The 26,679-nt window shown below is 68.8% G+C and carries 26 protein-coding genes; 21 read left to right on the top strand and 5 right to left on the bottom strand.

Going from position 1 to position 26,679, the window contains the following annotated elements; translation table 11 throughout:
* Positions 1 to 48 precede the first annotated feature (48 nt).
* From DFR41_RS16995 to DFR41_RS16985, 3 genes are all read right to left on the bottom strand, one after another.
* Positions 49 to 1,749, bottom strand: a complete 1,701-nt coding sequence (locus DFR41_RS16995) for a long-chain fatty acid--CoA ligase (protein WP_017760755.1) — start codon at positions 1,747 to 1,749, stop codon at positions 49 to 51.
* A gap of 85 nt (positions 1,750 to 1,834) precedes the next feature.
* Positions 1,835 to 3,613, bottom strand: a complete 1,779-nt coding sequence (locus DFR41_RS16990; RefSeq protein WP_114803588.1) for a PAS-domain containing protein — start codon at positions 3,611 to 3,613, stop codon at positions 1,835 to 1,837.
* 237 nt (positions 3,614 to 3,850) lie between these two features.
* On the bottom strand, positions 3,851 to 4,768 hold the full coding sequence (locus DFR41_RS16985) for a LysR family transcriptional regulator (RefSeq protein WP_017760757.1): 918 nt from the start codon (positions 4,766 to 4,768) through the stop codon (positions 3,851 to 3,853).
* Between the two features lie 135 nt (positions 4,769 to 4,903).
* On the opposite strand from DFR41_RS16985, the gene DFR41_RS16980 reads away from it, so the two are divergent.
* The 14 genes from DFR41_RS16980 (at position 4,904) to DFR41_RS16915 (ending at position 17,285) form a co-directional block, all read left to right on the top strand.
* Positions 4,904 to 5,575 carry an orotate phosphoribosyltransferase gene (locus DFR41_RS16980; protein ID WP_114803587.1) on the top strand — a complete coding sequence of 224 codons (672 nt, stop codon included), beginning with the start codon at positions 4,904 to 4,906 and terminating at the stop codon, positions 5,573 to 5,575.
* Positions 5,572 to 6,858 carry a hydantoinase/carbamoylase family amidase gene (locus DFR41_RS16975; RefSeq protein ID WP_114803586.1) on the top strand — a complete coding sequence of 429 codons (1,287 nt, stop codon included), beginning with the start codon at positions 5,572 to 5,574 and terminating at the stop codon, positions 6,856 to 6,858. Before DFR41_RS16980 ends, DFR41_RS16975 begins: the two co-directional genes overlap by 4 nt.
* Positions 6,855 to 7,715: a dihydroorotate dehydrogenase electron transfer subunit gene (locus tag DFR41_RS16970; RefSeq protein ID WP_114803585.1), complete on the top strand. Its 861-nt coding sequence runs from the start codon at positions 6,855 to 6,857 to the stop codon at positions 7,713 to 7,715. Before DFR41_RS16975 ends, DFR41_RS16970 begins: the two co-directional genes overlap by 4 nt.
* Positions 7,708 to 8,658 (top strand): dihydroorotate dehydrogenase, encoded by a 951-nt coding sequence (locus DFR41_RS16965; protein WP_114803584.1) that lies wholly within the window; start codon positions 7,708 to 7,710, stop codon positions 8,656 to 8,658. The genes DFR41_RS16970 and DFR41_RS16965 overlap by 8 nt, the downstream gene beginning before the upstream one ends.
* Positions 8,659 to 8,793: 135 nt before the next feature.
* Positions 8,794 to 9,603: a GntR family transcriptional regulator gene (locus tag DFR41_RS16960; RefSeq protein ID WP_114803583.1), complete on the top strand. Its 810-nt coding sequence runs from the start codon at positions 8,794 to 8,796 to the stop codon at positions 9,601 to 9,603.
* Entirely contained in the window at positions 9,600 to 10,388 is a 789-nt protein-coding gene (locus DFR41_RS16955) for a transporter substrate-binding domain-containing protein (RefSeq protein WP_114803582.1), read from the top strand. Before DFR41_RS16960 ends, DFR41_RS16955 begins: the two co-directional genes overlap by 4 nt.
* 54 nt (positions 10,389 to 10,442) lie before the next feature.
* The gene (locus tag DFR41_RS16950) at positions 10,443 to 11,096 is read left to right on the top strand and encodes an amino acid ABC transporter permease (protein ID WP_017757454.1); all 654 of its coding nucleotides are present in this window, start codon (positions 10,443 to 10,445) and stop codon (positions 11,094 to 11,096) included.
* 13 nt (positions 11,097 to 11,109) lie between these two features.
* Entirely contained in the window at positions 11,110 to 11,763 is a 654-nt protein-coding gene (locus tag DFR41_RS16945; RefSeq protein ID WP_017757455.1) for an amino acid ABC transporter permease, read from the top strand.
* Complete coding sequence (locus DFR41_RS16940; RefSeq protein ID WP_114803581.1) at positions 11,747 to 12,523, top strand: amino acid ABC transporter ATP-binding protein; 777 nt, start codon at positions 11,747 to 11,749, stop codon at positions 12,521 to 12,523. Before DFR41_RS16945 ends, DFR41_RS16940 begins: the two co-directional genes overlap by 17 nt.
* Positions 12,524 to 12,589: 66 nt before the next feature.
* A complete protein-coding gene (locus DFR41_RS16935; RefSeq protein ID WP_114803580.1) occupies positions 12,590 to 13,582 on the top strand; it encodes a Bug family tripartite tricarboxylate transporter substrate binding protein in 993 nt (330 codons plus the stop codon).
* Between the two features lie 65 nt (positions 13,583 to 13,647).
* Positions 13,648 to 14,229, top strand: a complete 582-nt coding sequence (locus tag DFR41_RS16930) for a YceB family lipoprotein (RefSeq protein ID WP_114803579.1) — start codon at positions 13,648 to 13,650, stop codon at positions 14,227 to 14,229.
* A gap of 109 nt (positions 14,230 to 14,338) precedes the next feature.
* Complete coding sequence (locus DFR41_RS16925; RefSeq protein WP_114803578.1) at positions 14,339 to 15,382, top strand: glycerophosphodiester phosphodiesterase; 1,044 nt, start codon at positions 14,339 to 14,341, stop codon at positions 15,380 to 15,382.
* A 53-nt stretch (positions 15,383 to 15,435) separates the two neighbouring features.
* A complete protein-coding gene (locus tag DFR41_RS16920; protein WP_017760627.1) occupies positions 15,436 to 15,747 on the top strand; it encodes a hypothetical protein in 312 nt (103 codons plus the stop codon).
* 101 nt (positions 15,748 to 15,848) lie between these two features.
* Positions 15,849 to 17,285: an ATP-binding protein gene (locus tag DFR41_RS16915; RefSeq protein WP_043114625.1), complete on the top strand. Its 1,437-nt coding sequence runs from the start codon at positions 15,849 to 15,851 to the stop codon at positions 17,283 to 17,285.
* 165 nt (positions 17,286 to 17,450) lie between these two features.
* On the opposite strand, the gene DFR41_RS16910 is transcribed toward DFR41_RS16915, so the two are convergent.
* Together DFR41_RS16910 and DFR41_RS16905 are read right to left on the bottom strand one after the other, a co-directional pair.
* Positions 17,451 to 17,936, bottom strand: coding sequence for an aromatic-ring-hydroxylating dioxygenase subunit beta (locus DFR41_RS16910; RefSeq protein WP_114803577.1), 486 nt, complete (start codon positions 17,934 to 17,936; stop codon positions 17,451 to 17,453).
* Entirely contained in the window at positions 17,933 to 19,309 is a 1,377-nt protein-coding gene (locus DFR41_RS16905) for an aromatic ring-hydroxylating dioxygenase subunit alpha (RefSeq protein ID WP_114803576.1), read from the bottom strand. Before DFR41_RS16905 ends, DFR41_RS16910 begins: the two co-directional genes overlap by 4 nt.
* 107 nt (positions 19,310 to 19,416) lie before the next feature.
* On the opposite strand from DFR41_RS16905, the gene DFR41_RS16900 reads away from it, so the two are divergent.
* The 7 genes from DFR41_RS16900 to DFR41_RS16875 all read left to right on the top strand — a co-directional run bounded on the left by DFR41_RS16900 (position 19,417) and on the right by DFR41_RS16875 (position 25,852).
* Positions 19,417 to 20,322 carry a LysR family transcriptional regulator gene (locus DFR41_RS16900; protein WP_114803575.1) on the top strand — a complete coding sequence of 302 codons (906 nt, stop codon included), beginning with the start codon at positions 19,417 to 19,419 and terminating at the stop codon, positions 20,320 to 20,322.
* Positions 20,323 to 20,361: 39 nt separating this feature from the next.
* Entirely contained in the window at positions 20,362 to 21,048 is a 687-nt protein-coding gene (locus DFR41_RS16895) for a substrate-binding domain-containing protein (RefSeq protein WP_114803574.1), read from the top strand.
* 305 nt (positions 21,049 to 21,353) lie between these two features.
* Positions 21,354 to 21,500, top strand: coding sequence for a hypothetical protein (locus DFR41_RS27740; protein WP_155947066.1), 147 nt, complete (start codon positions 21,354 to 21,356; stop codon positions 21,498 to 21,500).
* Positions 21,501 to 21,918: 418 nt separating this feature from the next.
* Positions 21,919 to 24,450 (top strand): response regulator, encoded by a 2,532-nt coding sequence (locus DFR41_RS16890; RefSeq protein ID WP_211322611.1) that lies wholly within the window; start codon positions 21,919 to 21,921, stop codon positions 24,448 to 24,450.
* A 67-nt stretch (positions 24,451 to 24,517) separates the two neighbouring features.
* Positions 24,518 to 24,829 carry a GNAT family N-acetyltransferase gene (locus tag DFR41_RS16885; protein ID WP_114803572.1) on the top strand — a complete coding sequence of 104 codons (312 nt, stop codon included), beginning with the start codon at positions 24,518 to 24,520 and terminating at the stop codon, positions 24,827 to 24,829.
* Positions 24,830 to 24,885: 56 nt separating this feature from the next.
* Entirely contained in the window at positions 24,886 to 25,125 is a 240-nt protein-coding gene (locus DFR41_RS16880) for a hypothetical protein (protein ID WP_114803571.1), read from the top strand.
* A gap of 268 nt (positions 25,126 to 25,393) precedes the next feature.
* Positions 25,394 to 25,852 (top strand): ferritin-like domain-containing protein, encoded by a 459-nt coding sequence (locus DFR41_RS16875; RefSeq protein WP_244917779.1) that lies wholly within the window; start codon positions 25,394 to 25,396, stop codon positions 25,850 to 25,852.
* The last annotated feature ends 827 nt before the right edge of the window (positions 25,853 to 26,679 follow it).

The raw sequence follows: 26,679 nt of genomic DNA, 5'->3' as shown, positions 1-26,679 counted from the left end.
TGTGCTGCAGCGGCCGCCACGGGGCGTCCGCATCGAGGGGCGGGATGTCTACTTCGCGCCGTCCTCCGCCTCCTGCAGCAGGCGCCACATGACCTTCCCGCTCCCGCTCTTGGGCAGCGCATCGAGGAACTGCACCTGCCGCGGCACCTTGTAGGCGGCCATGTTCTCGCGGCACCAGCCGATGATGTCCTCGGCGGTGGTGCCCTTGTGCGTAGGCCGCAGCACCACCATCGCCTTGACCGACTCGCCGCGGTAAGTGTCGCGCGTGGCGATGACGCAGGCCTCCTGGATCGCCGGGTGGCGGAACATCAGCAGTTCCACCTCCGCCGGCCAGACCTTGAAGCCGCTCGCATTGATCATGCGCTTGAGGCGGTCGGTGATGAAGAAGTAGCCCTCCTCGTCCATCCGGCCCATGTCGCCCGAGCGGAAGAAACGCTTGCCTTCGAACTCGATGAAGGCCGATGCGGTCGCATCGGGTCGCTTCCAGTAGCCCTCGAAGACCTGCGGGCCATGGATGATGATCTCGCCGGACTCCCCGGGCGGCAGTTCCTGCAGCGTATCGGGGTCGACCACGCGTGCGTCCACGCCCATGAAGGGCATGCCCAGGCATTGCTGCTTGGGATGGTCGGGCGGGTTGCTGTGCGAAGGCGCGGCGGTCTCGGTGAGGCCGTAGCCTTCCTGGTAGGCCAGGCCGAACTCGTCGAGCAGCCGCTGCGCCACCGCCTGCGGCATGGCAGCCCCGCCACCGCCGATGTAGATGAGGCTCGAGAGGTCGTAGTTCTTGAAATGCGGGCTGGCCAGCAGGTCGATCACCATCGTCGGGATGTTGGTCCAGCTGGTGACCTTGCGCGTGGAGATGAGGTGGCCGGCCACGTCGCGGTCCCAGCGCGGCATGATGACCAGCGCAGCAGCAGCCAGGATCGCGGTGTGCATCATGCTCACGATGCCAGTGATGTGGAACATGGGCACCACTGCGAGCACCACGGTGTCGGCATGGGCACAGCCCCACATCTGGCCCGAGACGGCGTTGTGCATCAGGCTGCGGTGCAGGTGCACGCAGCCCTTGGGCAGGCCGGTGGTCCCGCTGGTGTAGGGCAGCAGGGCCATGTCGTCGGCGCCCACCTCGTGCGCCGGCGCGGGCGCGTTGCGGGCCATCAGGTCGGTCCAGGCGTGCACCTCGCCGCCATCGAGCCGCGGAAGTTCGTGGCGGGTGAGCAGCCAGTTCTTCCAGGCAGGCGCCATGGACGGGCCGTCTGCTGCTGCCGCATCGAAGGCATCGGTGAACTGGGTGACGACCAGGTGCGCGAGCCGTTCACCCTCGGGCAGCGCATTGCTCGCCTTGGCCAGCTCGGGCGCCAGATCGGCCGTGGTGATCGCGACCTTGGCGTCCGGGTCGCTGATGTAGTGCTTGAGCTCCTCGGCCCGGTTCATCGGGTTGACGGGCACCACCACGGCGTTGGCCCGCAGGATGGCGAAATGCGCCACCACCAGTTGCGGCGTGTTCTGCATGTCCAGCACCACGCGGTCGCCGCGACGCACGCCCAGCGCATGCAGCGCGCCGGCCAGTGCCTCGACCTGCGCCGCCAGTTCGCGGTACGAGGTCACGCGGTCGAAGTAGACCAGGGCCGCCTTGTCGGGATAGCGCTGCGCGCTGGTGGCCAGGTTGTGCCACAGCGAGGTGGCGGGCAGCGTGATGGCGTGCGGCAGGCGTTTGGGCCAGAAGCGGTAGTGCGGGCGGTCGGCAGACATGGGTGAAGGAATGCGGTGTCGCGACAAAAACCGCCAGCCTACGCCCCGCCCCCCGGCACACGACACCGGGAAAGCCCCTTCCGCGTCACATAGGCGACGAGTCCGTGCCCTCGCCGGCCCAGCCGCCCACCGCCCCGAACAGGCACACGCCGCCGGCGCCCCGCGCCTTGGCCAGGTACATGGCGCTGTCGGCCCGGCGGATCAGCTCGTCCGGGTCGTCGCCCACGCCGGTGGACAGCGCGATGCCCACGGACGCCTTCACCGACAGGGTCTGCGTGTCGACCTCCATCGGCAGCCCCAGCGCGAGCAGCATGCGCTCGGCCAGCGAGCGCGCGGCCGACGGCGCGTTGGTGCCGTGCTGCAGCAGCGCGAATTCGTCGCCGCCGATGCGCGCCAGCACGTCGCCCGGCCCGATCACCTCGCGCATGCGCCGGGCAGCGGTCACCAGCACCTTGTCGCCGGCCGCATGGCCGTAGCGGTCGTTGATGGGCTTGAAGTTGTCGATGTCGATGTAGTGCACGGCGAAGCCCTCGCCGCCATGGCTGGCGGCCAGCGCCGCGCCAGCCATGTGCTCCAGGAAGACCTCGCGGTTGACCAGGGAGGTCAGGCCGTCGTGGCGCGCGAGGTAGCGGATGCGCTCCTCGCTGCGGCGGCGGTCGGTGATGTCGGTGTAGGTGAGCACGGCGCCGCCGCCATCCATGGGCACGCTGTAGACCTCGATCACGCGGCCATCGGGCTGCTGGCGTTCATAGCGGTAGGGCTGGTCGAAGGGAATCGCCTGTGGCTGCGCCGCCAGACCGGCCGGCATGCCGCGGGCCACGCGTTGGGCGAGCTGGATGGCCTGCACCTCGCGAAAGGCCGGCCGCGACGCCATCAGCTCGGGCGGCAGGTCCAGCAGTTCGACCACCCGCTTGTTGCAGACCTCCACCACGCCCTGGGGGTTGACCATGATGATGCCCTGCTCCATGCGCTCCAGCGCCGCTTCCAGCATGGTGGACTTCTGGCGCAGCAGCGTGTCGCTTTCCCAGGTGCGCCAGTTGGCCATCAGCAATTGCTGCTGCTGGCGCTTGAGCAGCGTGATGTCCACATGGGCGAAGAAGCAGGTGCCGCCGGCGCTGCGCTCGCCGATCACCCGGCTCCAGCGCGCATCGGGCAACGGCAGCTCGAAGGGCGCGCCGGTGAAGTGCAGGTTCTCGCCCAGGATGGCCACGCCCTCGTCGAACATCGCCCGCTCCCCCTCGCGCGCCGTGGCCGACCAGGCGGCGCGGAAGACCTGCTCGAAGGTGCTGCCGATGGCCGCCTGGCGCTCGCGCAGGCCGTACATCGCCAGGAAGGGCTCGTTGACCCAGACGATGCGCTGGTCGGGCGAAGTGATCATCACGCCGTCCGGCATGTGGTCCAGCAGCGCCTGGCTGTCCAGGCCGGCGATGCCCGAGGTGCCGGCGGAGCCCGACAGCTGCACGCCGCCCTCCTCGCGCCACATGCGCACCCGGCCGATGCCGGGCATGGGCAGGGACGACACCCACAGGCAACGCCCCCGGTGCTCGAAGGCGAAGGGCCGGTGCTGCGCACGGTGGCGCTGAAGGCCCTCGGCAACGAAGCGGTCGAGCTGGCCGCGCTCGTCGGACGCCAGCCTCACGCCGTAGAAGCGGCGCAGGTTGTCGCGGTACGACTCGCCGACATGCACATGGCCCTCGTGTTCCGGAAAGAAGCGCAGGAAGGTGCGGTTCCAGAGCAGGCAGCGGTCGTGGTCGTCGAACAGGCACAAGCCCACCGCCAATCCGTCCAGCGCATCGGCCATCACGCGCACGGGCCCGGTCAGGTCATGGACCAGGTCAGGCTTCAGCGGGTCGTCGAGATCCATCGAAAGAGGCGTGGCGCTGGCGGTCAGGGCAGGGGCTTTCAGGGGGACATGCCTGCGGCCGGCAGACGGTCATCCGGAGTTTTCTTCTCTTATCGGCATTTCCGCGCCGTCCTGAATACATTTTGCCTCGTTCCTGACAATGTAAAACAGACGTTTGCGGTATTTGAATGACTGTGGCACCGTGGCAGCCCAGGTCCGGAACCCGCGACAGCGTGTCCGTCACTCGCTGCGGCCGCCTCAGACGGGAGCGACGTGATCGGCGAAGCGCTGGGCCACGGCGGGCAGGTCCTCGAAACGCTGCGCATACAGGCGCAGCTCCCGGCGCGCCCAGCCATCGGTGAGCGGCACGGCGCGCAGGGGCGTGCCTTCGGCCAGCGCGCGGAAGGCGCCTTCGGGCATCACGCCGACCCCCAGTCCCGCCTCCACCATGCGGCACAGGGCGCTCAGGCTGTCCACCTCGATGTGGCGGCGCAACACACGGCGGGTGCTGCTGGCTTCCTGCGACAGCGCCTCCTGCACCGTGCTGCTGTCGCGCAGGCCCACCTGCGGCCAATCGAGGGTGCGCGCGTAGCCCACCCGCTTGAGCCGCGCCAGCGGATGGCCGCGCGGAACGACCAGCACCAGTTGCTCCTGCCGGTAGGGCCGGCTTTCCAGGCCCAGCACGTCGTCGCTGGGCCCGCACACGCCCACGTCGGCCGTCCCCTCGCGCACCGCCTGCGCCACCGCGCGGCTGGCGGCCTGGCGCAGGTCGATGCGGATGTCGGGATGGCGGCGCATGAAGTCGGCCAGGTCCGCCGGCAGGAACTGCTCCACCGCCGAGGCACTGGCGCACACGCGCACGCGGCCGCGGATGCCCTGGGCGGCTTCGGCAAGATCCTCGCGCAGATGCTCGACCGCCAGCAGGATGGCCTGCGCATGCGACAACAGCACAAGGCCCAGCGGCGTGGGCCGCACGCCCCGGGCATGGCGCACCAGCAGCGGCGCCTGGGCCAGCGACTCCAGCTCGGAGATGCGCTTGCTGGCCGCCGAGGCGACCAGTTGCGCGCGCTCGGCCGCACGGGCGATGCTGCCCGTCTCGCACACCAGCACAAAGAGGTCGAGCGTGCCGACATCGAGCTGTCGGGCAAAGCTGCGGGGAGAAGGAGGACGGGGCATGCGGGCGTTCGGGCGTCGGGCGCAGGCCGCCCGGGACCGAGCCATCGCGGATCGGAACGGCTCGCGGAGATTTTTGCACTTCGTCGCGCCGGGGCGGCTGCCTAGGATGCGCCGCTTGCTCCTTTCTGCAAGCCCATGATCTTTTCCGAATCCGACGCCGCCCCCGTGGCCCGCGCCCTGGTCGAAGCCGACGCCGTGCGCCTGGCCGAAGGCACCCCCTTCTTCTACACCTCGGGCTGGGCCAGCCCGGTCTACGTCGACGTGCATGCGCTGCTGGCCGAACCGGTGCGCCGCCGCCAGTTGCTGGACCGCATGGCCGAGGCGGTGGCGCCGCGGGTGCGCGAACAGGGCATCGGGGCCGTGGTGGGCACCGAAAGCTCGGGCATCGCCCTGGCCGCCTGGCTGGCCGAGCGCCTGTCGCTGCCCCTGCTCACGCTGCGCAAGCGGCCCATCGGCTGGGGCGTGCAGGCCCAGTTGCAGGGCCGGTTGGCCCCGGGCTGCCGCACGCTGCTGGTGGACGACGTGAGCACCGACGGCCGATCCAAGAACGCCGCGGCCGCCGCTCTGCGCCAGACCGGCGCGCAGGTGGACGACGTGCTGGTGCTGTTCGACTACGCCATCTATCCGCAGGTGCCGCCGGTCGCGGCGCCTGTGACGCTGCATGCCCTCGCCTCCTGGCGCCATCTGCATGCCGCCCTGAAGGAGGCCGGCCGCCTCGACGACGCCGCGCTGAAGATGCTGGCCGAATTCAGCGCCTCGCCCATCGATTGGTCGGTGGCCCACGGCGGCACGGGGGTGGCGGCATGACGCCCTTCGATCTTCTGGACCGGATCGGCCAAGCCACCCATGACGGCCTCGGCATCACCCGCGAAAGCTACGGCGAAGGCGAAAGCGCCGCGCTGACGCTGCTGACGCAGGAGGCCGAAGCAATGGGCTTGGCCGCCGAGACCGACCGCGCCGGCAACCTGTGGCTGCGCATCGCGGCCGACCGTCGGGACGCGCCGGCCGTGGTCATCGGCTCGCACGTCGACTCGGTGCCGCAGGGCGGCAACTACGACGGCCTGGCCGGCGTGGTGGCCGGCATCGCGGTGCTGCAGGCGCTGGCGGCCGACTGGCAAAGCCTTCCGCCGCTGCGCGTGCTGGCGCTGCGCGGCGAGGAAAGCGCCTGGTACGGCCGCGCCTATGTCGGTTCGCTGGCACTGCTGGGCAAACTGCCCGCCGCGGCGCTGGCACTGCGTCATCGCACGGGCACCGGCACGCTGGGCGAAGCCCTGGCCCGCTGCGGTGCCGACGTGGCAGCCATCGGCCGGGGCGAGCCGATGCTGCCGGTGCGCGTCGCCGCCTACCTGGAGCTGCACATCGAGCAAGGCCCGGTGATGGTGGCCCGCGGCTGGCCGGTGGCGGCCGTCACCGGCATCCGCGGCAACCTGCGCCACAACCGCGTGCGCTGCCTGGGTGAGACCGGCCACTCCGGCGCCGTGCCGCGCTGGCTGCGCCACGATGCCGTGCTGGCCGTGGCCCAGTTGCTGGCCCGCATGGACGAGCACTGGCGCGTGCTGCTGCAGATGGGCATGGACCTGGTGATGACCGCCGGCATCTTCACCACCCCCGCGGCCTCGCATGCGGTGTCGGTGATCCCGGGCGAAGTGCAGTTCAGCTTCGAGGTGCGCAGCCAGGACGCCGAGACGCTGCGCCGCTTCCATGCGCTGTTGAAGCAGGAATGCGAGACGGTGGCCGCCGAACGCGGCGTGCGCTTCGAGTTCGACGAGCCCGTGGCCAGCGCGCCCGCCACGATGGACGAGGGCTGGATCCGCCGCTTCGAATCGGCCGGCGCCGGCCTGGGCCAGCCGCTGGAGCGCCTGCCCAGCGGCGCCGGCCACGACGCCGCCGTGTTCGCCGCGGCCGGCATTCCTTCGGCCATGCTCTTCGTGCGCAACGCGCACGGCTCCCACAACCCGCACGAGGCCCTGGCGCGCGAGGACCTGGATGCCGGCATCGCCGTGCTGCGCGATGCCGTCGCCTCACTGCGGGCCGACCCGCCGGTCGGCGCGATCGCCCCCGCCTCCCTTACCGCAGAGGCCGCCCCATGAACTGCACCGACATCGACGATCCGCACGCCGCCCGCGCTGCCGCCCCGCTGCGAGTGGCCAGCCACCGCTGCCGCGTCACTGCCCACCAGGCGGTCAACGCGCGCTACCGCTACCTTCGTCTGCAGGCCGAGGCTGACCTGGCCAGCGCCACACGGCCGGGTCAGTTCTACCAACTGCGCTGCCCGCAGACGAGCGCCCTGCAGCCCTTCCTGCTGCGGCCCATGAGCGTGTACGGCACGGGGCCCGAAGCCGGCACGGTCGAGTTCCTCTATGCCGTGGCCGGCACCGGCACGCAGGCGCTGGCCACGCTGGCCGAGGGCCAGTCGATGGAGATCGTCGGCCCCCTGGGCCAGGGCTTCACGCTCGACGCGGCCGCCCGGCGTGTGCTGCTGGTGGCCCGCGGCGTGGGCCTGGCCACCATGGCGCCGCTGGTGCGCCAGGCGGCGCAGGCCGGCGTAGCCCTCGACGTGCTGCTCTCCGCCCGCAGCCCGGCCGATGCGATGGCCGACGAACTGCTGCGGGCCGCCCCGGCCACGGTACATGCCGTCTTCGACAGCGACGGCAGTTCCGCCGTGGACCGCGTCGAGCCGCTGCTGGCAGAACTGCTGGCCGCGGGCTGCGATGCCGTCTACACCTGCGGCTCCGAGCGTCTGGCGCTGCTGCTGCGCCGGCTGCTGCAGCCGCATCCGCAGATCCGGGCCGAGGTGGCGCTGGAGCAGCGCATGGCCTGCGGCATGGGCGTGTGCCTGTCCTGCGTGCGTCCCTTCGAGCAGGAAGGCCGCGTCGCCCTGCAGCGCGTCTGCCGGGAGGGCCCGGTGTTCCCGTTGCGCGAGATGGTGGGAGGCTGGCATGGCTGATCTGTCGGTGCGCATCGGCAGCCTGGCGCTGCGCAATCCGGTGATGCCGGCCTCCGGCTGCTTCGCCGTCGAATACCAGGAGGCGCTGGACCTGGGCGCCCTCGGTGCCCTGGTGATCAAGAGCGTCACGCCCAAGACGCGCGTGGGCAACCCGACGCCCCGCGTGGCCGAGGTGCAGGGCGGCCTGCTCAATTCCATCGGCATCCCCAGCAAGGGGCTGGATGCCTTCGTGCGCGACGTGCTGCCGGCCTACCCGGGCTTCGGCACGCCGGTGGTGGTCTCGCTGTCGGCCGATACGGTGGCCGAGTTCGCGGCGGCCGTGCAGGTGTTGTCGCGGCCCGGCGTGGCTGCGATCGAGGCCAACATCTCCTGCCCCAACCTGGAAGCCGATGGCCTGGCCTTCGCGATGCAGGCCCGCAGCACGCACGACGCCATCGCCGCCATGCGCCGCGCCACCCCCCTGCCGCTGTGGGCCAAGCTGACGCCCAACGCGGGCGACGTGGCCGCCATCGCCCGCGCCGCCGAAGCGGCCGGCGCCGACGCGGTGGTGATGGGCAACACCGCGCTGGGCATGGCCATCGACGTGCACACCCGCCGCCCGCGGCTGGGCAATGGCATGGGCGGGCTGTCGGGCCCGGCGCTCAAGCCGGTCACGCTGCGCATGACCTACCAGTGCGCGCGGGCGGTGCGCATCCCGGTCATCGGCTGCGGCGGCATCGCCAGCGCCGAGGACGCGGTCGAATACCTGCTGGCCGGCGCCACCGCCGTGCAGGTGGGCACGGCCTCCTTCCTCGATCCGGGCGCGATGCGGCGCATCGTGGACGGGCTGCACGACTACTGCGCGGCGCAGGGCGTGGCCCGCGTGGCCGAGTTGACCGGCGCCGTCGAGATGGAGGGCGAGGAACAACGCAACTGGCGGGCGCAGGCCGCCGCCTGGGCGTAGCCATTCTTCGCACCCCGAGCGTGCGGCACTCGCATTCCTGTGGTGCACGCCAGGACGGTTCATCCGAAAAATGAACCAGACTCGTGCGCCTAACTTGCATACCAGATTGGCATGCTTCGTGCTCGCCATCCGGGCATGGCGATCTCGTCTACCGACATCAGCAACCGCATCGTCGAGGCGGTCCTGGCCCAGAAATTGGCGCCCGGCTCCCGCCTGGGCGAGCAGGAGCTGGCCCTGCTTTTCGACTGCAGCCGCACCATCGTGCGAGAGGCGCTCACCCGGCTGGCGGCGCGCGGCATCGTCACGGTGAGCGCCCGCCGCGGCTGGTACCTCATCGAACCCTCGCAGGACGAGGCGCGCGAGGCCTTCGAGGCCCGCCGCGTGATCGAGACCGGCCTGATCCGGCAGAGCGTCGGCGGCGTGCGCAAGGAGGCCCTGAAGCGCCTCAAGCAGCACCTGCAGCAGGAGAAGACCGCCCTGCGGCAGGACGATGTGGGCAAGCGCAGCTACCTGCTGGGCGACTTCCACGTCTGCCTGGCCGACTGCCTGGGCAACTCGCTGCTGGCGGACACCCTGCGCGACTACACCGCCCGCACCACGCTGATCGCGATGCGCTACCAGTCCACCCACGATGCCGAGCAGTCCTGCGAGGACCATGTGCGCATCGTCGAGGCCCTGGAGCGCGGCGACATCGCCCAGGCCGAAGCGCTGATGGCCGAACACATCGGTACCGTGCAGGCCGCCCTGAGCGTCTCCACGGCGCCCGACCCGCTGGCGCGCCTGCGCGAAGCCCTGGCGCCCGTGCAGGCGGCCGGCGCGGGCGCCGCCACCTCGGCACAGCTTTTGCGAACCACCCCGTCCAAGGCCGCTGCGCGCAAGCGCGGCGCCGCCGGCGGCCCCGATTCCTCCGACGACTCCTCCACCTACCTGGGAAAGCTCCTATGACGCCCTCGAAACGCCTCTTCACCCTCGGCCTGGCGGCCGCCGCCCTGTTCGCCGGTGCCGCGCATGCGCAGAGCGCGCTGGACAACGTGCTCAAGTCCAAGACGCTGAAGGTGGCCATTCCCACCGACTACCCGCCCTACGGCTTCGTCGGCACCGACATGGCGCCCCAGGGCCTGGACATCGACATGGCCAAGCTGATCGCCGCCAAGATGGGCGTCAAGCTGGAACTGGTGCCCGTGACCAGCGCCAACCGCATTCCCTACCTGCAGACCAAGAAGGCCGACCTGGTCATCAGCACGCTGGGCAAGAACGCCGAGCGCGAGAAGGTCATCGACTTCAGCTCGGCCTATGCGCCCTTCTTCCAGGGCGTGTTCGCCAAGAAGACGATGGCCGTCAAGGACTTCAACGACCTCACCGGCAAGACCGTGGCCGTGACCCGCGGCGCCATGGAAGACCAGGAGCTGAACAAGGTGGCACCGAGCGGCGTGGACTACCGCCGCTTCGAGGACAACAACGCCACCGTCGCCGCCTACGTGGCCGGCCAGACGCAGGTGATCGCCATGAGCGGCGCCGTGGCCGCCGAGATGATCCGCAAGAACCCGCAGATCAACACCGAGTTCAAGCTGCTGCTCAAGGACAGCCCCTGCTTCGTGGGCATCGCCAAGGGCGAGGACGCCCTCAAGGCCAAGGTCAACGAGATCATCGCGGCCGCCAAGAAGGACGGGACGCTGGACAAGATGTCCAAGCAATGGCTCGGAAAAGCCGCTGGCGATCTTCCTGTTTGAAGCACCCCCCGTCTGCTTGACCGCGCCCTGTAGCCGACTCGCCCGAGACCTCCCATGACCTTCGACTTCTGGGCCATCCTTTCGGAATGGCCGCTGCTCCTCAAGGGGGTGGCGTGGACCCTCGGGCTCACGGCCATCGCGACCGTGATCGGCATGGCGCTGGGCATCGGCTGCGCATGGGCGCGGGCCTGGGGGCCTGGCTGGCTGCGCTGGGTGGTGGGCACCTACGTGGAGCTGATCCGCAACACGCCCTTCATCGTGCAGCTGTTCTTCATCTTCTTCGGCCTGCCGGCGGCCGGGGTGAAGCTCACGCCCGAGGTGGCGTCGATCATCGCCATGGTGCTCAACCTGGGCGCCTATGCCACCGAGATCATCCGCGCCGGCGTGGAGGCCACGCCCAAGGGCCAGATCGAGGCCGCCGCCAGCCTGGCGCTGACGCGGGCTCAGACCTTCCTGCGCGTGGTGCTGCCGCCCGCCATGAAGAAGGTGTGGCCGGCCATGGTCAGCCAGATCATCATCGTGATGCTGGGCTCGGCGGTGTGCGGCCAGATCTCGGTCGAGGAGCTGAGCTACGCCGCCAACCTCATTCAAAGCCGCAACTTCCGCGCCTTCGAGGCCTTCATCGTCGCCACGGCCATCTACCTGCTGCTGGCCGTCGGCGCGCGGCGCCTGTTCAACTGGGCCGGTCCCCGGTTCTTCGGCCGCTGAAGGAGCACCACGAATGGTCGAATTCACCCTTTGGGACATCCTTCGCAACCTGCTGCTCGCCGCCCGCTGGACGGTGGTGCTGTCGCTGATCGCCTTCGTCGGGGGCGGCATCGTCGGCGGCCTGCTGCTGGCGGCGCGCCTGCGCGGTGGCAATGCCGTCCAGCGCCTCATCGGAGGCTATGTGCAGCTCTTCCAGGGCACGCCGCTGCTGATGCAGCTCTTCCTGGCCTACTTCGGCATCGCGCTCTTCGGCATCGACGTGTCGCCGTGGACCTCGGCCGCCTTTGCCCTCACGCTCTACACCAGCGCCTTCCTCACCGAGATCTGGCGCGGCTGCGTGGCCGCCATTCCGCGCGGCCAGTGGGAGGCCTCGTCCAGCCTGGCGCTGAACTTCGGCGAGCAGATGAGGCACGTCATCCTGCCGCAGGCCGTCAAGATCGCCATCGCGCCGACGGTCGGCTTCCTGGTGCAGGTCATCAAGGGCACGGCGCTGGCCTCGGTCATCGGCTTCGTCGAACTCACCAAAGCCGGCGGCATGATCGCCAACGCCACCTTCCGCCCCTTCACCGTGTTCGCCTGCGTGGCGCTCATGTACTTCGCGCTGTGCTTCCCCGTCAGCCTCTACGCCAAGCATCTCGAAAGAAAGACCCATGGCCGCCGTTCCTGAAACCCACGCCCATGTCGAGCCCGGCGCGCCCATCGTGCGCATCACGGCGCTCAAGAAGTCCTACGGCAGCAACCAGGTACTCAAAGGCATCGACCTGGAGGTGGCGCGCGGCGAGGTGATCGCCATCATCGGCAAGAGCGGCTCGGGCAAGAGCACGCTGCTGCGCTGCATCAACGGGCTGGAGGAGTTCCAGGAAGGTTCGCTCACCGTCGACGCCAAGCCGCTGCTGCACGACAGCGCCATGGCCATGCGCGAACTGCGCCAGCGCGTGGGCATGATCTTCCAGAGCTTCAACCTCTTCCCGCACCTGTCGGTGGGCCGCAACGTGATGCTGGCGCCGACGCTGGTCAAGAAGAAGAACAAGGCCGAAACCGAGGCGCAGGCCCGCAAGCTACTCGCCCGCGTGGGCCTGGCCGAGAAGTTCGACGCCATGCCCGACCAGCTCTCGGGCGGCCAGCAACAGCGCGTGGCCATCGCCCGCGCCCTGGCCATGGAGCCGGCCGTGCTGCTGTGCGACGAGATCACCTCGGCACTCGACCCCGAGCTGGTGGGCGAAGTGCTGCGCGTGGTGGAGTCGCTGGCCGACGAGGGCATGACGCTGCTGATGGTCACGCACGAGATGAACTTCGCCCGCAAGGTGAGCGACCGCGTGATCTTCATGCACCAGGGCCGCGTGCACGAGATGGGTCCGCCGGCCGAGCTCTTCGGCAATCCGCAGACGGCGGAGCTGAAGCAGTTCCTGTCGTCGCTGCACGACTGAGCGACCGTCACGGGCGGCAGAGGCCGCTCACTATCATCGGCGCCCTCACAAGAACGGAGACGCCGAATGAAGCAAGAGCACCGCAACCTGTTGCGCCGTCGCGGCCTGGCCGCCCTGGTGGGCACGCTGGCCCTGTGCACGGGCCTGGCCGCGCAGGCCGCCTTTCCCGACAAGCCGCTGAAGATCGTCATCGGCTTTCCCGCCGGCGGCCCGCTGGACCAGCACGCGCGCCTGCTCACCGACCGCCTGCAGGCCGTGCTGGGCCAGCCGGTGCTGGTGGACTACAAGCCCGGCGCGGGCGGCTCGGTCGGTGCCGACTTCGTCGCCAAGAGCCCGGCCGACGGCTACACGCTCATGCTGGCCAACACCGGCGTGGCCGTGATCAACGGCGCGCTGTACCGCAACCTGCCTTACAACACGCTGCGCGACTTCACGCCCGTGGCCCGCACGGCCATGCAGCCGCTGGCGCTGCTGGTCAACAACAACGTGCCCGCGAAGACGCTGGGCGAGTTCATCCAGTACGCCAAGGCGAGGCCGGGCCAGATCAACTACGGCTCGGCCGGCAACGGCGGCATCAGCCACCTGGTGCCGGAGATGTTCAAGAGCGCCGCCGGTGTCTTCATGGTCCACATCCCCTACCGCGGCAGTGCGCCGGCCTTCACCGACCTGATGGGCGGACAGGTGCAGTTCATGGCCGAGTCCATCCCCCAGGCCGCGAGCTACCACAAGCAGGGCAAGGTGCGCGCCCTGGCCGTGACCAGCCGCGAGCGCAACCCGGCACTGCCCGACATCCCGACCGCCATCGAGGCCGGCCTCAAGGGCTTCGAGGTGGTGGGCTTCTACGGCTTCTTCGTGCCGGACGGCACGCCCAGGGAGGTGGTCGACAGGTTGAGCGGCGCCTTCCAGCAGGTGCTGGCGCAGCCCGACCTGAAGAGCCGCATGGTGAGCCAGGGCGCGGATCCGGCCTTCCTGGGCAGCGCGGACTTCGGCCGCTTCCTGCAGGCGGAGACGCCGCGCTGGGCGGCGGCGGTGAAGGCGTCGGGGGCCCGGCTGGACTGAACATCCGGTCACCATCCTGCCGGCCGCCGAGGAACCCACCTGCGGCGGCCACCTCCAAACCACGCATGACGCACCCCGACCTCGCCTCCCGCCGCCGCCTTCTCACCAGCGGCGGCGCCCTGCTCCTGCTGGGAGCCGCGCCGCTGCGCAGCGCCTGGGCCGGCTTCAACTTCTTCACCAGCGAATACACGGCCTCGCGCGAGGAACTGCAGGCCCAGGTGGCGAAGAAATTCCCCTTGCGCCAGAGCGCCGGCGGCCTGTTGGACGTCACGCTGCGCGACCCGCGGCTGGACCTGGACCCGGGCGCCAACCGCGCGATGCTGACCACCGCCGTCACCATCGCCAGCCCCTTCCTCAATCCGTCGCAGGTGGGCGGCCAGCTGGCCGTGAGCAGCATGCTGCGCTACGACCCCGAGACACTGAGCCTGCGCCTGGACCAGCCGCGCGCCGAGCGCGTCGTGTTCGACGGCGTGGGTGGCCAGGACGCCGTGCGCCTGCAGCGCGCGGGCGCCGCCGTCGCGCAGGAGCTGCTGCAGGGCCAGGCGCTGCACACCTTCCGCAAGGAAGACCTGACCGTCGGCCGCAAGACCTACGAGATCGGCGACATCACCATGCTGGCGGACGGCATCAAGGTGCAGCTCAAGTAGCTGCCCGAGATGGCGATGCCGCCATCGGTCGCACCAGAGGCCTCGCCTGCGGGCAAACCCCGCCGCCTGCGCCGCCATCACCGTCATCGGCGGCATCCAGAATCAGGGCATGCCTACGTCACCTCCCCTGTCCCGCCGCGCGCTGCTCGGCCGCAGCGCCCTCGTCCTGCTTCCCGCATTCGCCAGCCTGGCCGCCTGCCGGGCCGTGCCCGAGGCGCCGGCGCAGCGCCTGCTGGACCTGCAGGCGCATCGCGGTGGCCGCGGTCTGGCGCCCGAGAACACGCTCGCCGCCTTCGACAACGCGATCAGCCTCGGCGTCACCACGCTCGAACTCGACATCGGCCTGACGGCCGACGGCGTGGCCGTGATCTCGCACGACACGGCCCTCAACCCCGACCACACGCGCGACGCCCAGGGCCGCTGGTTGAGTGCCACCGGCCCCGCCATCCATCAACTGACGCTGGCGCAGCTCAAGACCTACGACGTCGGTCGGCTGAACCCGAACACCCAATACGGCCAGCAGTTCACCGCACAGGTGCCGCACGACGGCGAACGCATTCCCACCCTGGCAGAGTTGTTCGCGCTGGCCGACCGGCGAGGCGCGGGCCAGATCAACTTCAACATCGAGACCAAGGTCGACCCCACCAAGCCGGCGGAGACCGCCTCGCCGGAAGCCATCACCGACGCCATCCTGGCCGAGGCACGGCGTGCCGGGCGCCTGCCCCATGTGACGCTGCAGAGCTTCGACTGGCGCAGCCTGGTGTATGCCGAGACGCGCGAACCCCGCCTCTGGCGCGCCTGGCTCACCAGCCCGCGCACGGTGCAAGACAGCCGCTGGACGGCGGGCCTGCGCCTGGCCGACCATGGCGGCAGCGTGCCGCGGCTGGTCGATGCCGCATCCCGGCGCAGCAAGGGCCTGTCCATCTGGTCGCCGGCCTTCGGCGACCTGCAGCCGCAGCAGGTGCGAGAGGCCCACGACCTGGATCTGAAAGTGCTGCCCTGGACGGTGAACAACCCCGCCGACATGGCGCGACTGATCGACATGGGCGTGGACGGCCTGATCACCGACTATCCCGACCGGCTGCGTGCACTTATGCAGGAGCGCGGCCTGCCGCTACCGCCCGCGCTGCCAGCACGAGCCGCCTCGGCCTGACCTTGGCAGGCCACGCCACCCACCGTACCGACATCGAACACCCCGCAGGCCCCATGAACACGACCGCCGACGCCGCCACCGCCCAGGACCAGCTCACCCGACTCGCCGACCTGCTCGCCGCCACCCGTCGCGACCCGCTGCAGCTCGGCCGCCTGTGCGACCACGCCCGCCAGGCCGCTGCCATGCAGGCCGCCCTGCCGCCGCGCTATGCGACCGTGCTGCTCGACGTGGTGGACCGGCTGGAGTCCAGCGCCCTGTTCAGCGAGGAAAGCTGCTCCTTCAGCCAGAAGGACCTGCTGGACAGCCTGCAGCTGTGGGTGGACAAGGCGCGGGGCGTGCTGCCCGGCGGCCAACAAGCGCGCTAGTTCAACAAGCAACAGCCTCTGAATCGGTCAAAACTCCCTATTCGCAACCCACAGTAAAAGTGTGCTTTAACTAATCAACCTCTATTGCTAACATCCAGCGGATGAGGGTGTCAAAAGAAGAGCTTGTCGCCGTCCTTGCCCAGTTCAACCCCTGGTGGCGAGGCGAAGCCATTGCCGACCTACCGATCTGGCGCCGAGCGGCATTCCGCGAGCTTCAGGCCTGGATGACGCAGCCACCGGCGCCCCGGGCCGTGCTGCTCTCCGGCGCGCGCCAGATCGGCAAGACCACGCTGCTGCTGCAGGCAGCCGACACGCTGCTTCGCGGGGGTGTGCCGGGTGCAAACGTCCTGTACGCGACCTTCGACCATCCCATCCTGAAGTTGGCCGGCATCGAAGCCGTCATCGACGCGTGGCGTGAACGAGAGCCGCGCGCCGACGGCCCCGAGTACCTGCTGCTGGACGAGGCCCAGTTCATCCGTGACTGGGGCACCTGGGTCAAGCACCAGGTCGACTTCCGCAAGGACCGGCGCATCGCGTTCACCGGCTCCGCCATGCCTCTGGTGGAGGCCGACCAGGAGTCCGGTGTAGGCCGCTGGCACACCATCCGACTTACGACACTGTCGTTCTACGAGTACCTGCAGATCAAGCGGTTGGAGCTGCCGGAGCTGCCGCGGCTGCGCAGCCTTCGCGACCTCTTCGACTGGAAGGCCACCGACTTCTACCGCGTCACGGAACGGGCCGCACCGTACGTGGGCCACTTCCACGAATACCTCGTGCGCGGCGGCTTTCCGCAGACCGCCCAGGTAGACAGCATCACGCAGGCGCAGCGACTTTTGCGCGAAGACATCATCGACAAGGTGCTCAAGCGCGACATGACAGCCCTGTTCGGCGTGCGGCGCGTGCTGGACCTGGAGCACACCTTCCTGTACCTGTGCATGCACGACGGCGGCTTGCTGGACATGGTGGACCTGTGCGCCAACCTGGAGGTCAAACGCCCCACCGCCCAGAACTTCATCGAGCTGCTCGAGGCCACCCACCTGATCTATCGGCTGGCACCGTTCGGCTACGGCAAGGACGTGCTGCGTGCCAGGTTCAAGATCTATCTGGCCGATGCGGCCATCGCTCCGGCCGTCATGCTCAAGGGCAAGGCCATTCTTGAAGATGCATCGGCACTGGGGGTCGCCACCGAGACCGCGGTCTTCAAGCACCTGTTTGCCAGGTACTACGCGCAGAACGTGCGCTTTAGCTATTGGCGCGGCAAGCGCGACCACGAGGTCGACTTGGTGGCTGAGGTCGGAGGCGAACTCATACCCTTCGAGGTGAAGTATCGAGCTCAGCACACCGGCGCGCGGGAGCTCAAGGGCCTCGTCGAGCTCTGCCAGTCGAAACGAATCGAGCGCGGCTATGTCGTCACCAAGTCGCTCGACGACTTGGGCTTGATGCAGGGCCTGGCCGCTGGCACGCAGGTCATGCGAGTACCTGCCCCCCTGATGTGTTACTGGATGGGCGCCACCGAACTTCCCGGCCCGAGCGTATGACAGTCAACGCTAGGCTGAGTCAGTCCCGTCCAGTTCTAAAAAGCTCAATGAACGCAATTCGGTGTCAACGCAACCGGCAGCAGCCCATCCTGCACGATGACGCGCCAGAACGAATCTTCGACGTCCTGGGGACGCAGCCGGTGCTGCGCCCACCGTTGACGCACGCTAGATCGGATAGATGATCGAATTTGGGATCATCTCGCTGTCGTACACCACCAGCCGCGACGCGAACCTGAGCGAGCCATCGGGCATTCGCGCCACCTCGTCGATCGTGCGGCCCACGTTGAACACGGTGGTCAGCTGAGACAGCTTGGTGCGGAAGACGGCGTAGTTGGCCTCGCAGCGGATGCGGCCGCCCGCCACCTCGCGCACCAGCGGCGTGCCGACCACGTGGCGCTGGTAGTAGGGGTCGTGGTAGAGCGTCTCGCGGATGCCGTAGACGCGGTCGCGCAGCATGGCCTTGCTCTCGAAGGACAGCGTGGCGAGCGGAAAGCCGCGTTCATGGTTCTCGCGCGGCTGCAGGCGGTAGATGCAGTCGTCGGTGAAGAATTCGGGCCAGGCGTCCCAGTCGGCAGCGTCGAGCGCGCTGGCATAGCGGGCGTACAGCTGGTTCAGCGCGAACCAGTCCTCGAAGTTGAGGGGGCTGCTCATGACGCAACCCTCCCTTCGCTGCTGGCCGAGGGCGCCGCCGCCATCGTGGTAGGCCCGCGAGCCTGGGCTGCAGTGGCGTCGGGTGATCCGCCAGCCTGGGCCGCCCCACCCTCTTCAGGCGCCTCCATCACGCCGCGCCAGTATTCGTACATGCCGCGGATCAGGGTCTCCGTGACCATGTGGTCGGCATCGCCCACCTCGCGGCCACCCAGTTCGGCCAGGGCGCGGTGGCGTGGCTTGCTCTCGAAGGCCATCTGCGACAGCTCGATCACCTCGCCATCGTCGGCCGAGACGAAGCCGGCCGGGCCGAACAGGTTGGCCTGGCGCAGGCGGCGCTGCTGCATCTCCTCGGTGTCGTCCTCGAAGCCGAAGTGCGTCCATTCGAAGAAGAAGGCGCCATGGCCGTCGGGCTGGATGTGGCGCGTGGAGACACTGTTGACCTGCTGCTGCAGGATGACGCTTGGAAACAAGGTCGTCATCACTGCCGTTGGCCCGCCCCACCACGGCTCCGGCACGATGTCCAGGAAGCGCGCGTCCTCCAGCGACATCTTCTCCTTGAAGCTCGAGACCTGCGTCACCTGCGAGGCGGCGCCCTGCTGGCCGCGGGTGGAGATCATGGCCGCGTGGCGGTGGCGCTCGTCCATCACCAGCTGCGACTTGTTGTCCGCGCGCCAGAGGCCGAAGGTCACGAACCAGGTGTGCAGCAGGCCGGGGTGGTACGGGTCCTTGATGTTCTCCTGCATCAGCTTCCAGTTGCCGGGAATGCGCTGGCGGTTGTAACCCAGGATCTTCAGCTTGCGGCCGTTGAAGAGCCGGTCGAACCAGCGCAGGATGACCGGGCCCATGAAGTCCTCCAGCGACTCGACCTCATGGTCGAAGCTGGCGAAGACCACGCCGCCACGCGTGGCCACCTTGAGCCTGGTGAGGCCATGGTCCTCGGGCTTGAAGTCCTCGGGCATGCCGCCCTGCATCTCGCCGGCCTCGTCGCGCACACCGCGGCGGAAGGGCACGCCCATCAGCTTGCCGGTGAGGTTGTAGTTCCACTGGTGGTAGGGGCAGGTGAAGCTCTTGCGGTTGCCGTGGCGCTCGCGGCAGAAGGCCATGCCGCGGTGGGCGCAGACGTTCTCCACCACGTGGATGCCGCCATCCTGCGCACGCACCAGGATCACCGAGCGCTCGCCCACGGCGGTGCGCTTGAAGTCGCCGGGGTTGGGAATCTCCGCCTCCAGGCCGACATAGCACCAGTGGCCGCGGTAGAAGAAGCGCTCCAGCTCCTGCCGGTGCAGGTCGTCGCGGGTGTAGGCGGCAAAGGGAATGCGGCTGGTGCCGCCGGCTTCCCAGCGCAGCGGGGCCTCTCGGGGCGCGCTGTCCATGGTGTGTGTCTCCGTCGTTGTCGTGGTGGGCGCATCATCCGGCTGGCCCCACTATCCACCAATAGAATTCGGTGAATACACCCCATCACCAGCATCAATAACACGCCATGGACCTCAAGCAGCTCGACCTGAACCTGCTGCTGGTGTTCAACCAGCTGCTGGCCGAGCGCAGCGTCTCGGGCGCGGCGCGGGCGCTGGGGCTGAGCCAGCCGGCCGTGAGCAATGCGCTCGCGCGGTTGCGCAAGGCGATGGGCGACGAGCTCTTCCTGCGCACTTCGCGCGGCATGGAGCCCACGCCCCGCGCCACGCAACTGGCCGAGCCGGTGGCCGCCGCGCTGCAGTTGCTGCAGGGCGCGCTGCGCCAGGACCAGGGCTTCGACCCGGCCACCAGCAGCCGCGCCTTCACCATCGGCATGACGGACATCGGCGAGATCTACTTCCTGCCCGGCCTCATGGAAGCGCTGGCCGAGGTGGCGCCGGGCGTGACGGTGAGCACCGTGCGCAACACCGCGGTGCAGCTCAAGGACGAGATGGAGTCCGGCCATGTGGACCTGGCCCTGGGCCTGCTGCCGCAACTGCGCACCGGCTTCTTCCAGCGACGCCTGTTCACCCAACACTACGTGTGCCTGATGCGCCAGGGCCATCCGCTGGACAAGCGCCGCATCGGCCTGCGCGAGTTCAGCGCCGCCGAGCACCTGGCCGTGGTGTCCGCAGGCACCGGTCACGGCGTGGTGGAGGACGAGCTGGCCCGCCAGGGCATCGAACGCCGCGTGCGCCTGACGGTGCCGCACTTCGTGGCCCTCGGTCACATCCTGGCCGGCACCGACATGATCGCCACCGTGCCCGAGCGGCTCGCCCAGCGCATGGCCGGGCCCTTCGGCCTGCGCTGGCTGGCGCACCCGGCCCCGCTGCCGGAGATCGGCATCCACCTGCTGTGGCACGCACGCCTGCACCGCGAGCCGGCCAACCAGTGGCTGCGCCAGCTGATCGCCACGCGCTTCGGCGACGGCTGAGAGAATCCGCGGCTTCCCCGACAACCCTCATCGACCCGCATGACCGCTCCCCTGACGCTCATCTCCTCCATGGCCACCCGGCAGATCCTGAACGACCTGGCGGCCGACTACGAACGCCGCACCGGCCAGGCGGTGAAGGTGGAATCGGTGGGCGGCGTGGATGCCGCCAAGCGGGTGCAGGCCGGCGAAGCCTTCGACCTGGTGGTGCTGGCCGCCAACGCCATCGATCAGCTCGCCACCGCCGGCAAGACCGCCGGCCCGCGCAAGGACCTGGTGACCTCGGGCGTGGCCGTGGCCGTGAAGGCCGGCGCACCGCGGCCCGCCATCGACAGCGAAGAGGCCGTCAAGCAGGCCGTACGCGGCGCCCAGAGCCTCGCCTATTCCACCGGACCCAGCGGCGTCCAGTTGGCCAAGCTCTTCGAACGATGGGGCATCGCTGCAGAGATCCAGCCGCGCATCGTCACGGCCCCGCCCGGCGTTCCCGTAGGCAGCCTGGTGGCCAAGGGCGAAGTGGCGCTGGGCTTTCAGCAGCTGAGTGAGATGTTGAATCTGGAAGGCATCGACATCCTCGGGCCGCTGCCCGACGCGATCCAGATCGTCACCACTTTTTCCGGCGCGGTCGTCGCAACCAGTTCGCGGGTCGCCGACGCGCGCGCGGTGCTCGAATTCATGGCCAGCCCCGATGCCGCTGACGCCATCCGTCGCCAAGGCATGGAACCGGCCTGATCCCGGGGCGTCGCAAAAGCGAGGACGCTCGCCCCGCTTTTGCGTCGGACTATTCGAATTTGCTCTATTCACTGGCCGATGAATCCCCGCCCCCGACCTGACCATGCGGGAATTCGCCGCCTCGGTGGGAATTAATTCACTGCCGTTTTCGTTTTCTCCACGAAACTTTGCATTAATTGACCGCCTGCACATTTCGCTGAACCGCATACTGGCGCGGGCCACGCGCTGACGGCGATCGATGGCCTTTCGCTTTGGCGCAAAGCCATGATTGACCTGCTGTTAAGAAAATGTCGGCTGAACAATTCATGATCTTGACCGTCTGCTTTGTGTTGACGGCGGTGCTTTTCTTTATCAGCGCAGAGAGAAGCAAGAAGCAGCAACTGCTTTTCATGCTGATCAGTCTGTGTTTCTCGGTGGTGATTTATCTCTGGGGCTCGCTGCCCCAGTTTTAGCGCCGCGACACAGGAGCCGGCCGCCACCGGACCACGGTGCGCTGCCGCAGCGTGCCCCATACCACATGCCACATGCCTCGGGCCGCGTGGCCGCCCGGGTGGTGTGTTCGCGGCCTTGTCTGTCATGCCGGCTGCCCGACCGCACAGAGAATTCGACGGCAAGTTGCGCTTCAACAAGCCAGTGGATCGGTGCTGATCCATGCCGGTTGTTCGCCCGAGTCCTTCCTCACAGACAGCCGCCATGTCGAACGTATCGCCAACCTCGCCTGCCCGCTCCGCCGCTTCGAATCCCACGTCCGTCGAAGGCGAAAGCTGGCCTCCCGCCGGCGGTGAGTGCGGGGCGCTGATTAGGTCGACCGACTGGTCGCGCACGACGCTGGGCCCGGTGCATGCCTGGTCTGCGCCCCTGCGAACGACGGTGTCGAACATCGTGAACTCGCCCGTGCCGAAGATGCTGATGTGGGGCGCCGACCACGTCATGCTCTACAACGATGCCTACCGGGCCGTGGTGGGCGCACAGCATCCTGACGCGCTCGGCCGCACCACGCTGCAGGTCTGGCCCGAAATCGCGGAGTGGAACCGCGAAGTGCTCCAGCGCTGCCTGGGCGGCGAGATCGTCTGCTTTCGCGAGCATTCGATGACCCTGATGCGCGACGAGGGCCCGCAAGAGCATGTGTTCGATCTTTTCTACACGCCGGTCTACGAGGCTGCCAAACGGGTGGCGGGCGTGATGTGCACTGTCCTCGACGTGACCGACCGCGCGCGACAGGAAGCCGCCCTGCGCGTGGGGAACCGGCGCTTTCGCACCGCCATGGATGCCGTTCATGGCGTGCTATGGACCAACAGCGCCGACGGTCGCATGACGGGCGAGCAGCCGGGTTGGGCCGCGCTCACCGGGCAGACTCAGCAGGAGTACGAGGGCTACGGCTGGGCCGACGCCCTCCATCCGGACGATGCACAGGGCGCCATCGCCACCTGGAACGCGGCCGTCGAAGGCCGCACCATGTTCATCCACGAGCACCGGGTGCGCCGCAGCGACGGCGTCTGGCGCAACTTCGCCGTGCGCGGCCTGCCGATCCTGCGCGAGGACGGCAGCATCGACGAATGGGTGGGCGTGCACACCGACATCACCGAACAGCGCGCCGCGGAACGCAGCCTGGTGGCCCAGGCCACGGCACTGGCCGCCCAGGTGCGCCACCGCGAACGCGCCGAAGAGCAACTGCGGCTGCTCAACGAGAACCTCGAAGCACGCGTGATCGCCGAGATCGACGAGCGCCGGCAGGCCGAAGCCAAGCTCGCGCAGGCGCAGAAGCTGGAGTCCATCGGCAAGCTCACCGGCGGCGTGGCCCACGACTTCAACAACCTGCTGCAGGTCATCTCGGGCAGCCTGCACCTGCTGTCCAAGGACATCGCCGGCAACGAGCGTGCGCAGCGCTTGGTGGGCAATGCCATGGCCGGTGTCCAACGCGGCGCCAAGCTGGCGGCGCAATTGCTCGCCTTCGGGCGGCGCCAGCCGCTGGAGCCGCGCGTCGTCAACGCCACACGCATGGTGCAGGGCATGGACGACATGCTGCGCCGCGCCCTGGGCGGCGCGATCGAGATCGAGACTGTGCTCGGCGGCGGCCTGTGGAACACCTTCGTCGATCCGACGCAGATCGAGAACGCAATCCTCAACCTCGCCATCAATGCCCGCGACGCGATGAATGGCTCCGGCCGGCTCACCATCGAGCTGGCCAACGTGCATCTGGACGAGACCTATGCGCGCCAGCACGACGAGGTCGCGCCGGGCCAGTACGTGATGCTGGCCGTGTCGGACACAGGCGCCGGCATGCCGCCGGAGGTCATCGCCCGCGCCTTCGAGCCCTTCTTCTCCACCAAGCCGGAAGGCAAGGGGTCGGGCCTGGGCCTGTCGATGGTGTACGGCTTCGTCAAACAGTCCAACGGCCACATCAAGATCTATTCGGAGGTCGGCCACGGCACCACGGTGAAGGTGTTCCTGCCGCGCGCCATGCAGGCGGAGGACGTCGCGGTGCGACTGGACGCCGGCGCCGTCGAGGGCGGCACCGAGGTCGTGCTGGTGGTGGAAGACGACGCCGAGGTGCGCGAGGTGGTCGTGGCCATGCTGGCCGACCTGGGCTACCGGGTGCTGCAGGCCTCCGACGCTTCCAAGGGTCTGGCGGTGATCGAAAGCGGCATTCCGGTCGATCTGCTCTTCACCGACGTGGTGATGCCCGGCCCGCTCAAGAGCCCCGAGATGGCGCGCCAGGCCCGTCAGCGCATTCCGGACCTGGCGGTGCTCTTCACCTCGGGCTACACCGAGAACTCGATCGTCCACGGCGGCCGGCTGGATGCCGGCGTGGAGCTGCTGTCCAAGCCCTATTCGCGCGAAGCGCTGGCGCGCAAGGTGCGCCACCTGCTCGGTAACCGGGCGCAGCGGCAGAGCGCCGCACCCGCGGTTCCTGCGCAGCACGCAGCCGCCCAGCCCCCCGCATCGCCGGCAGAGCGGCCGGAAGCGGCAAGCACCCCCGCCACCCCGGCCCGTCCCAGCGCCGGCGTCGTGCTGCTCGTCGAGGACGATCCGCTGATCCGCGTGACCTCGGCCGCCATGCTCACCGACACGGGCTTCACCGTGGTCGAGGCCGGCAGCGCCGAGGAAGCCGAGGCCCTGGCGCAGCGCCATCGTCCGCAGGTCATGGTGACCGACATCAACCTGCCGGGTGCCTCGGGCACCGAACTGGCCGCGGCCCTGCGCACGCAGGTGCCCGAACTGGTCACGATCTTCGCCAGCGGCGATGCCTCGCCCCTGCTGCGCGGCGAACTCAGCGGCAGCCTGATCCTGGCCAAGCCCTACACCTCGGCGGCGCTGGTCTCGGCCGTGAAGGCGGCGCTCGAACCTGCGGCACCGATGCAGGCCGACGCGGCGGCCGCTGCGGCTGACGGACGCCACTGACACCCCTCAGCGTCGGCCACGGCGCTCGGCGATGATGGCCGGCCACCTTTTGACCGCAAGGAGCCGCATGACGCAGACCCCCACCCTTCGAAAGAACGAAGCCGCCCACCGCTACGAGATCCTGCTGGGCGACGCACTGGCCGGCTTCAGCGAATACAACGTACTGGCCAACGGGCTGGTGTTCACCCACACCGAGATCCTTCCCGAATTCGAGGGCCGCGGCCTGAGCTCCACGCTGGTGCGCCACGCGCTGGAGGATGTGCGGGCGATGGGTACGCGCGTGATTCCGGTCTGCCCCTTCGTGGCGGCCTTCCTGCGCAAGCATCCCGAGTTCCACGACCTCATCGCACCGGAAAGCCGCCGCGCGTTCGGCATCTGAGCCTGGGCTCGCACGAAGCTTGCTTCGCGCCGTGCACCACTCCTCCCGGCCGCGCCATGACCGACACCACCCAGCCCACCCCGCCTGATGAAGCCGCTCTATTCGAGGTGGTGGTGGATGAGATCCTGGCCCACTTGCGGGAGCGCAGCTTCTTCGTTTCACGCATCACCTTGCGCAACGGGCTGCTGGCCTATGCGCAGCGGGAGGGCGTGACACCGCTGAGCGGCGCGCGGGTGGCCGACGAGCTCATGCGGCTTCACATGATCAGCCCGACCGAACTGCTGCAGCTCTCCTGATCCGAGCGCCGGAAAGTCTCTTGTCCCCGTCCGCTCGTCACGCCAAGCGCCACCGCTGGAGCCGGACCCCAAACACTCCGGCTCTGAGCCGGCGCCTCCGACAACGCCTCTGCGCCTGACGGGCAGCGCGAAGGCCCCTGCACCTACAGCGGGGCGCGTGGCCCGACGACGGGCCGAAAGATCGCACCCTTCAACCATGGCGGTTCCGCAGCCGAGAGGGAAGGCCTCCCCTCGGTCACCGAACCACCCATTGAAGAAGGAGCCCACCATGGCCCAGACCACCAACGACGTCATCGACACCCTCAACGACTTGCTGGAGAACTCGCGCGACGGCGAGTACGGCTTCCGACTCTGCGCCGAAGAAGTCGAGAACAGCAGCCTGCGCACCACCTTCAGCACCCGTGCCGCCGAATGCGCCCAGGCCGCTCGCGAACTGGAGGAGGTGGTGATCCGCCTGGGCGGCAAGCCCGCCGACGGCGGCACCGCGTCCGGCGCACTGCACCGCGGCTGGGTGCATGTGAAGGGCGCCGTCGGGGCCAACAGCGAAGAGTCCATGCTCGAAGAATGCGAGCGCGGCGAAGACGCCGCCGTGGCGCGCTACCGCAAGGCACTGCAGCAGGATCTGCCGGCCGATGTGCGCGCACTGATCGAGCGCCAGGCACAGGGCGCGCAGAAGAACCACGATCAGATCAAGCGCCTGCGCGACGAGGCGCGCGCTGCCAGCTAATTGCCCGAATCGCCCAGGCCGCGCGAAAGCGCGGGCTTCGGGCGATCAAGCGGGAAAGCGGGAAAGCGGGAAAGCGGCGTGTTACCAAGGATCGACTGATTCTGCATCGCCGCATCTCTGGCGCTGACGCGCGGCGCCTGACGTCTAACGGTTACGTGTGCACCCACGGACGAAGTCGAAGTCGTCCAGACGATTGCGTTCGCCAGATCAAGTGCCCAGTACATGGCGCAGTTCAACAAGAGGCAACTGCGGCACCATCACGACGCGACCGTCGCTCCCCTTCCCTCTCGCATGATCGGCGCCTGCTGCGCGAAGTTCAGGTTCCTGACCCGCAGTTGAATGATCTCGCTGATTCGAAGCCCAGTGCTGTAAAGCCACCGGGCCAGCAGCCCACACCCCCTTGAACCGGCAAGCACAACGTGCACCTCTTCAACGCAGGTCTGCAGGCTCGCGTTGGTGGCGCTGCGGGTGGTCAGTCCACCTCTGTCCCGTCCAGTTAGACAGGGTGTCTCCGCAGATGGAAACCGGTGATTGCCTTCACCCGGTAAGCGCAGGTCCTCTCGATCTGCAAGCGGTAGTGGATCAACCGCAGACCATCTAGCAAATGGTCCGGCCACAACGGCCGGAACAACTGGCATCATCGGTGCGCTCCAGGCGTCCAGCCAACCTCGCAAAGGTGGTTGTCGGTGTGCCGCTTGTGTTGGAAATTTAATGCTGTAAGCACACAGCCAAATGAGGAAAATCTGATGACGCATCGACGGCTTGCAGTGAGACAAGCCTGCCGATTTAGGGCGCAGTGCGTCTGCCTCGGCGGCATTAGCTGTCGC

This window comes from Pseudacidovorax intermedius (genome assembly GCF_003350475.1).
GTDB lineage: Bacteria > Pseudomonadota > Gammaproteobacteria > Burkholderiales > Burkholderiaceae_C > Xenophilus > Xenophilus intermedius.
This window is presented reverse-complemented; position numbering and strand designations above follow the sequence as displayed.

Excerpts from the sequence above, each read along its gene's own strand:
- DFR41_RS16995 (WP_017760755.1), bottom strand. The coding sequence starts at position 1,749 with ATGTCTGCCGACCGCCCGCACTACCGCTTCTGGCCCAAACGCCTGCCG.
- DFR41_RS16990 (WP_114803588.1), bottom strand. The coding sequence starts at position 3,613 with ATGGATCTCGACGACCCGCTGAAGCCTGACCTGGTCCATGACCTGACC.
- DFR41_RS16985 (WP_017760757.1), bottom strand. The coding sequence starts at position 4,768 with ATGCCCCGTCCTCCTTCTCCCCGCAGCTTTGCCCGACAGCTCGATGTC.
- DFR41_RS16980 (WP_114803587.1), top strand. The coding sequence starts at position 4,904 with ATGATCTTTTCCGAATCCGACGCCGCCCCCGTGGCCCGCGCCCTGGTC.
- DFR41_RS16975 (WP_114803586.1), top strand. The coding sequence starts at position 5,572 with ATGACGCCCTTCGATCTTCTGGACCGGATCGGCCAAGCCACCCATGAC.
- DFR41_RS16970 (WP_114803585.1), top strand. The coding sequence starts at position 6,855 with ATGAACTGCACCGACATCGACGATCCGCACGCCGCCCGCGCTGCCGCC.
- DFR41_RS16965 (WP_114803584.1), top strand. The coding sequence starts at position 7,708 with ATGGCTGATCTGTCGGTGCGCATCGGCAGCCTGGCGCTGCGCAATCCG.
- DFR41_RS16960 (WP_114803583.1), top strand. The coding sequence starts at position 8,794 with ATGGCGATCTCGTCTACCGACATCAGCAACCGCATCGTCGAGGCGGTC.
- DFR41_RS16955 (WP_114803582.1), top strand. The coding sequence starts at position 9,600 with ATGACGCCCTCGAAACGCCTCTTCACCCTCGGCCTGGCGGCCGCCGCC.
- DFR41_RS16950 (WP_017757454.1), top strand. The coding sequence starts at position 10,443 with ATGACCTTCGACTTCTGGGCCATCCTTTCGGAATGGCCGCTGCTCCTC.
- DFR41_RS16945 (WP_017757455.1), top strand. The coding sequence starts at position 11,110 with ATGGTCGAATTCACCCTTTGGGACATCCTTCGCAACCTGCTGCTCGCC.
- DFR41_RS16940 (WP_114803581.1), top strand. The coding sequence starts at position 11,747 with ATGGCCGCCGTTCCTGAAACCCACGCCCATGTCGAGCCCGGCGCGCCC.
- DFR41_RS16935 (WP_114803580.1), top strand. The coding sequence starts at position 12,590 with ATGAAGCAAGAGCACCGCAACCTGTTGCGCCGTCGCGGCCTGGCCGCC.
- DFR41_RS16930 (WP_114803579.1), top strand. The coding sequence starts at position 13,648 with ATGACGCACCCCGACCTCGCCTCCCGCCGCCGCCTTCTCACCAGCGGC.
- DFR41_RS16925 (WP_114803578.1), top strand. The coding sequence starts at position 14,339 with ATGCCTACGTCACCTCCCCTGTCCCGCCGCGCGCTGCTCGGCCGCAGC.
- DFR41_RS16920 (WP_017760627.1), top strand. The coding sequence starts at position 15,436 with ATGAACACGACCGCCGACGCCGCCACCGCCCAGGACCAGCTCACCCGA.
- DFR41_RS16915 (WP_043114625.1), top strand. The coding sequence starts at position 15,849 with ATGAGGGTGTCAAAAGAAGAGCTTGTCGCCGTCCTTGCCCAGTTCAAC.
- DFR41_RS16910 (WP_114803577.1), bottom strand. The coding sequence starts at position 17,936 with ATGAGCAGCCCCCTCAACTTCGAGGACTGGTTCGCGCTGAACCAGCTG.
- DFR41_RS16905 (WP_114803576.1), bottom strand. The coding sequence starts at position 19,309 with ATGGACAGCGCGCCCCGAGAGGCCCCGCTGCGCTGGGAAGCCGGCGGC.
- DFR41_RS16900 (WP_114803575.1), top strand. The coding sequence starts at position 19,417 with ATGGACCTCAAGCAGCTCGACCTGAACCTGCTGCTGGTGTTCAACCAG.
- DFR41_RS16895 (WP_114803574.1), top strand. The coding sequence starts at position 20,362 with ATGACCGCTCCCCTGACGCTCATCTCCTCCATGGCCACCCGGCAGATC.
- DFR41_RS27740 (WP_155947066.1), top strand. The coding sequence starts at position 21,354 with ATGATCTTGACCGTCTGCTTTGTGTTGACGGCGGTGCTTTTCTTTATC.
- DFR41_RS16885 (WP_114803572.1), top strand. The coding sequence starts at position 24,518 with ATGACGCAGACCCCCACCCTTCGAAAGAACGAAGCCGCCCACCGCTAC.
- DFR41_RS16880 (WP_114803571.1), top strand. The coding sequence starts at position 24,886 with ATGACCGACACCACCCAGCCCACCCCGCCTGATGAAGCCGCTCTATTC.
- DFR41_RS16875 (WP_244917779.1), top strand. The coding sequence starts at position 25,394 with ATGGCCCAGACCACCAACGACGTCATCGACACCCTCAACGACTTGCTG.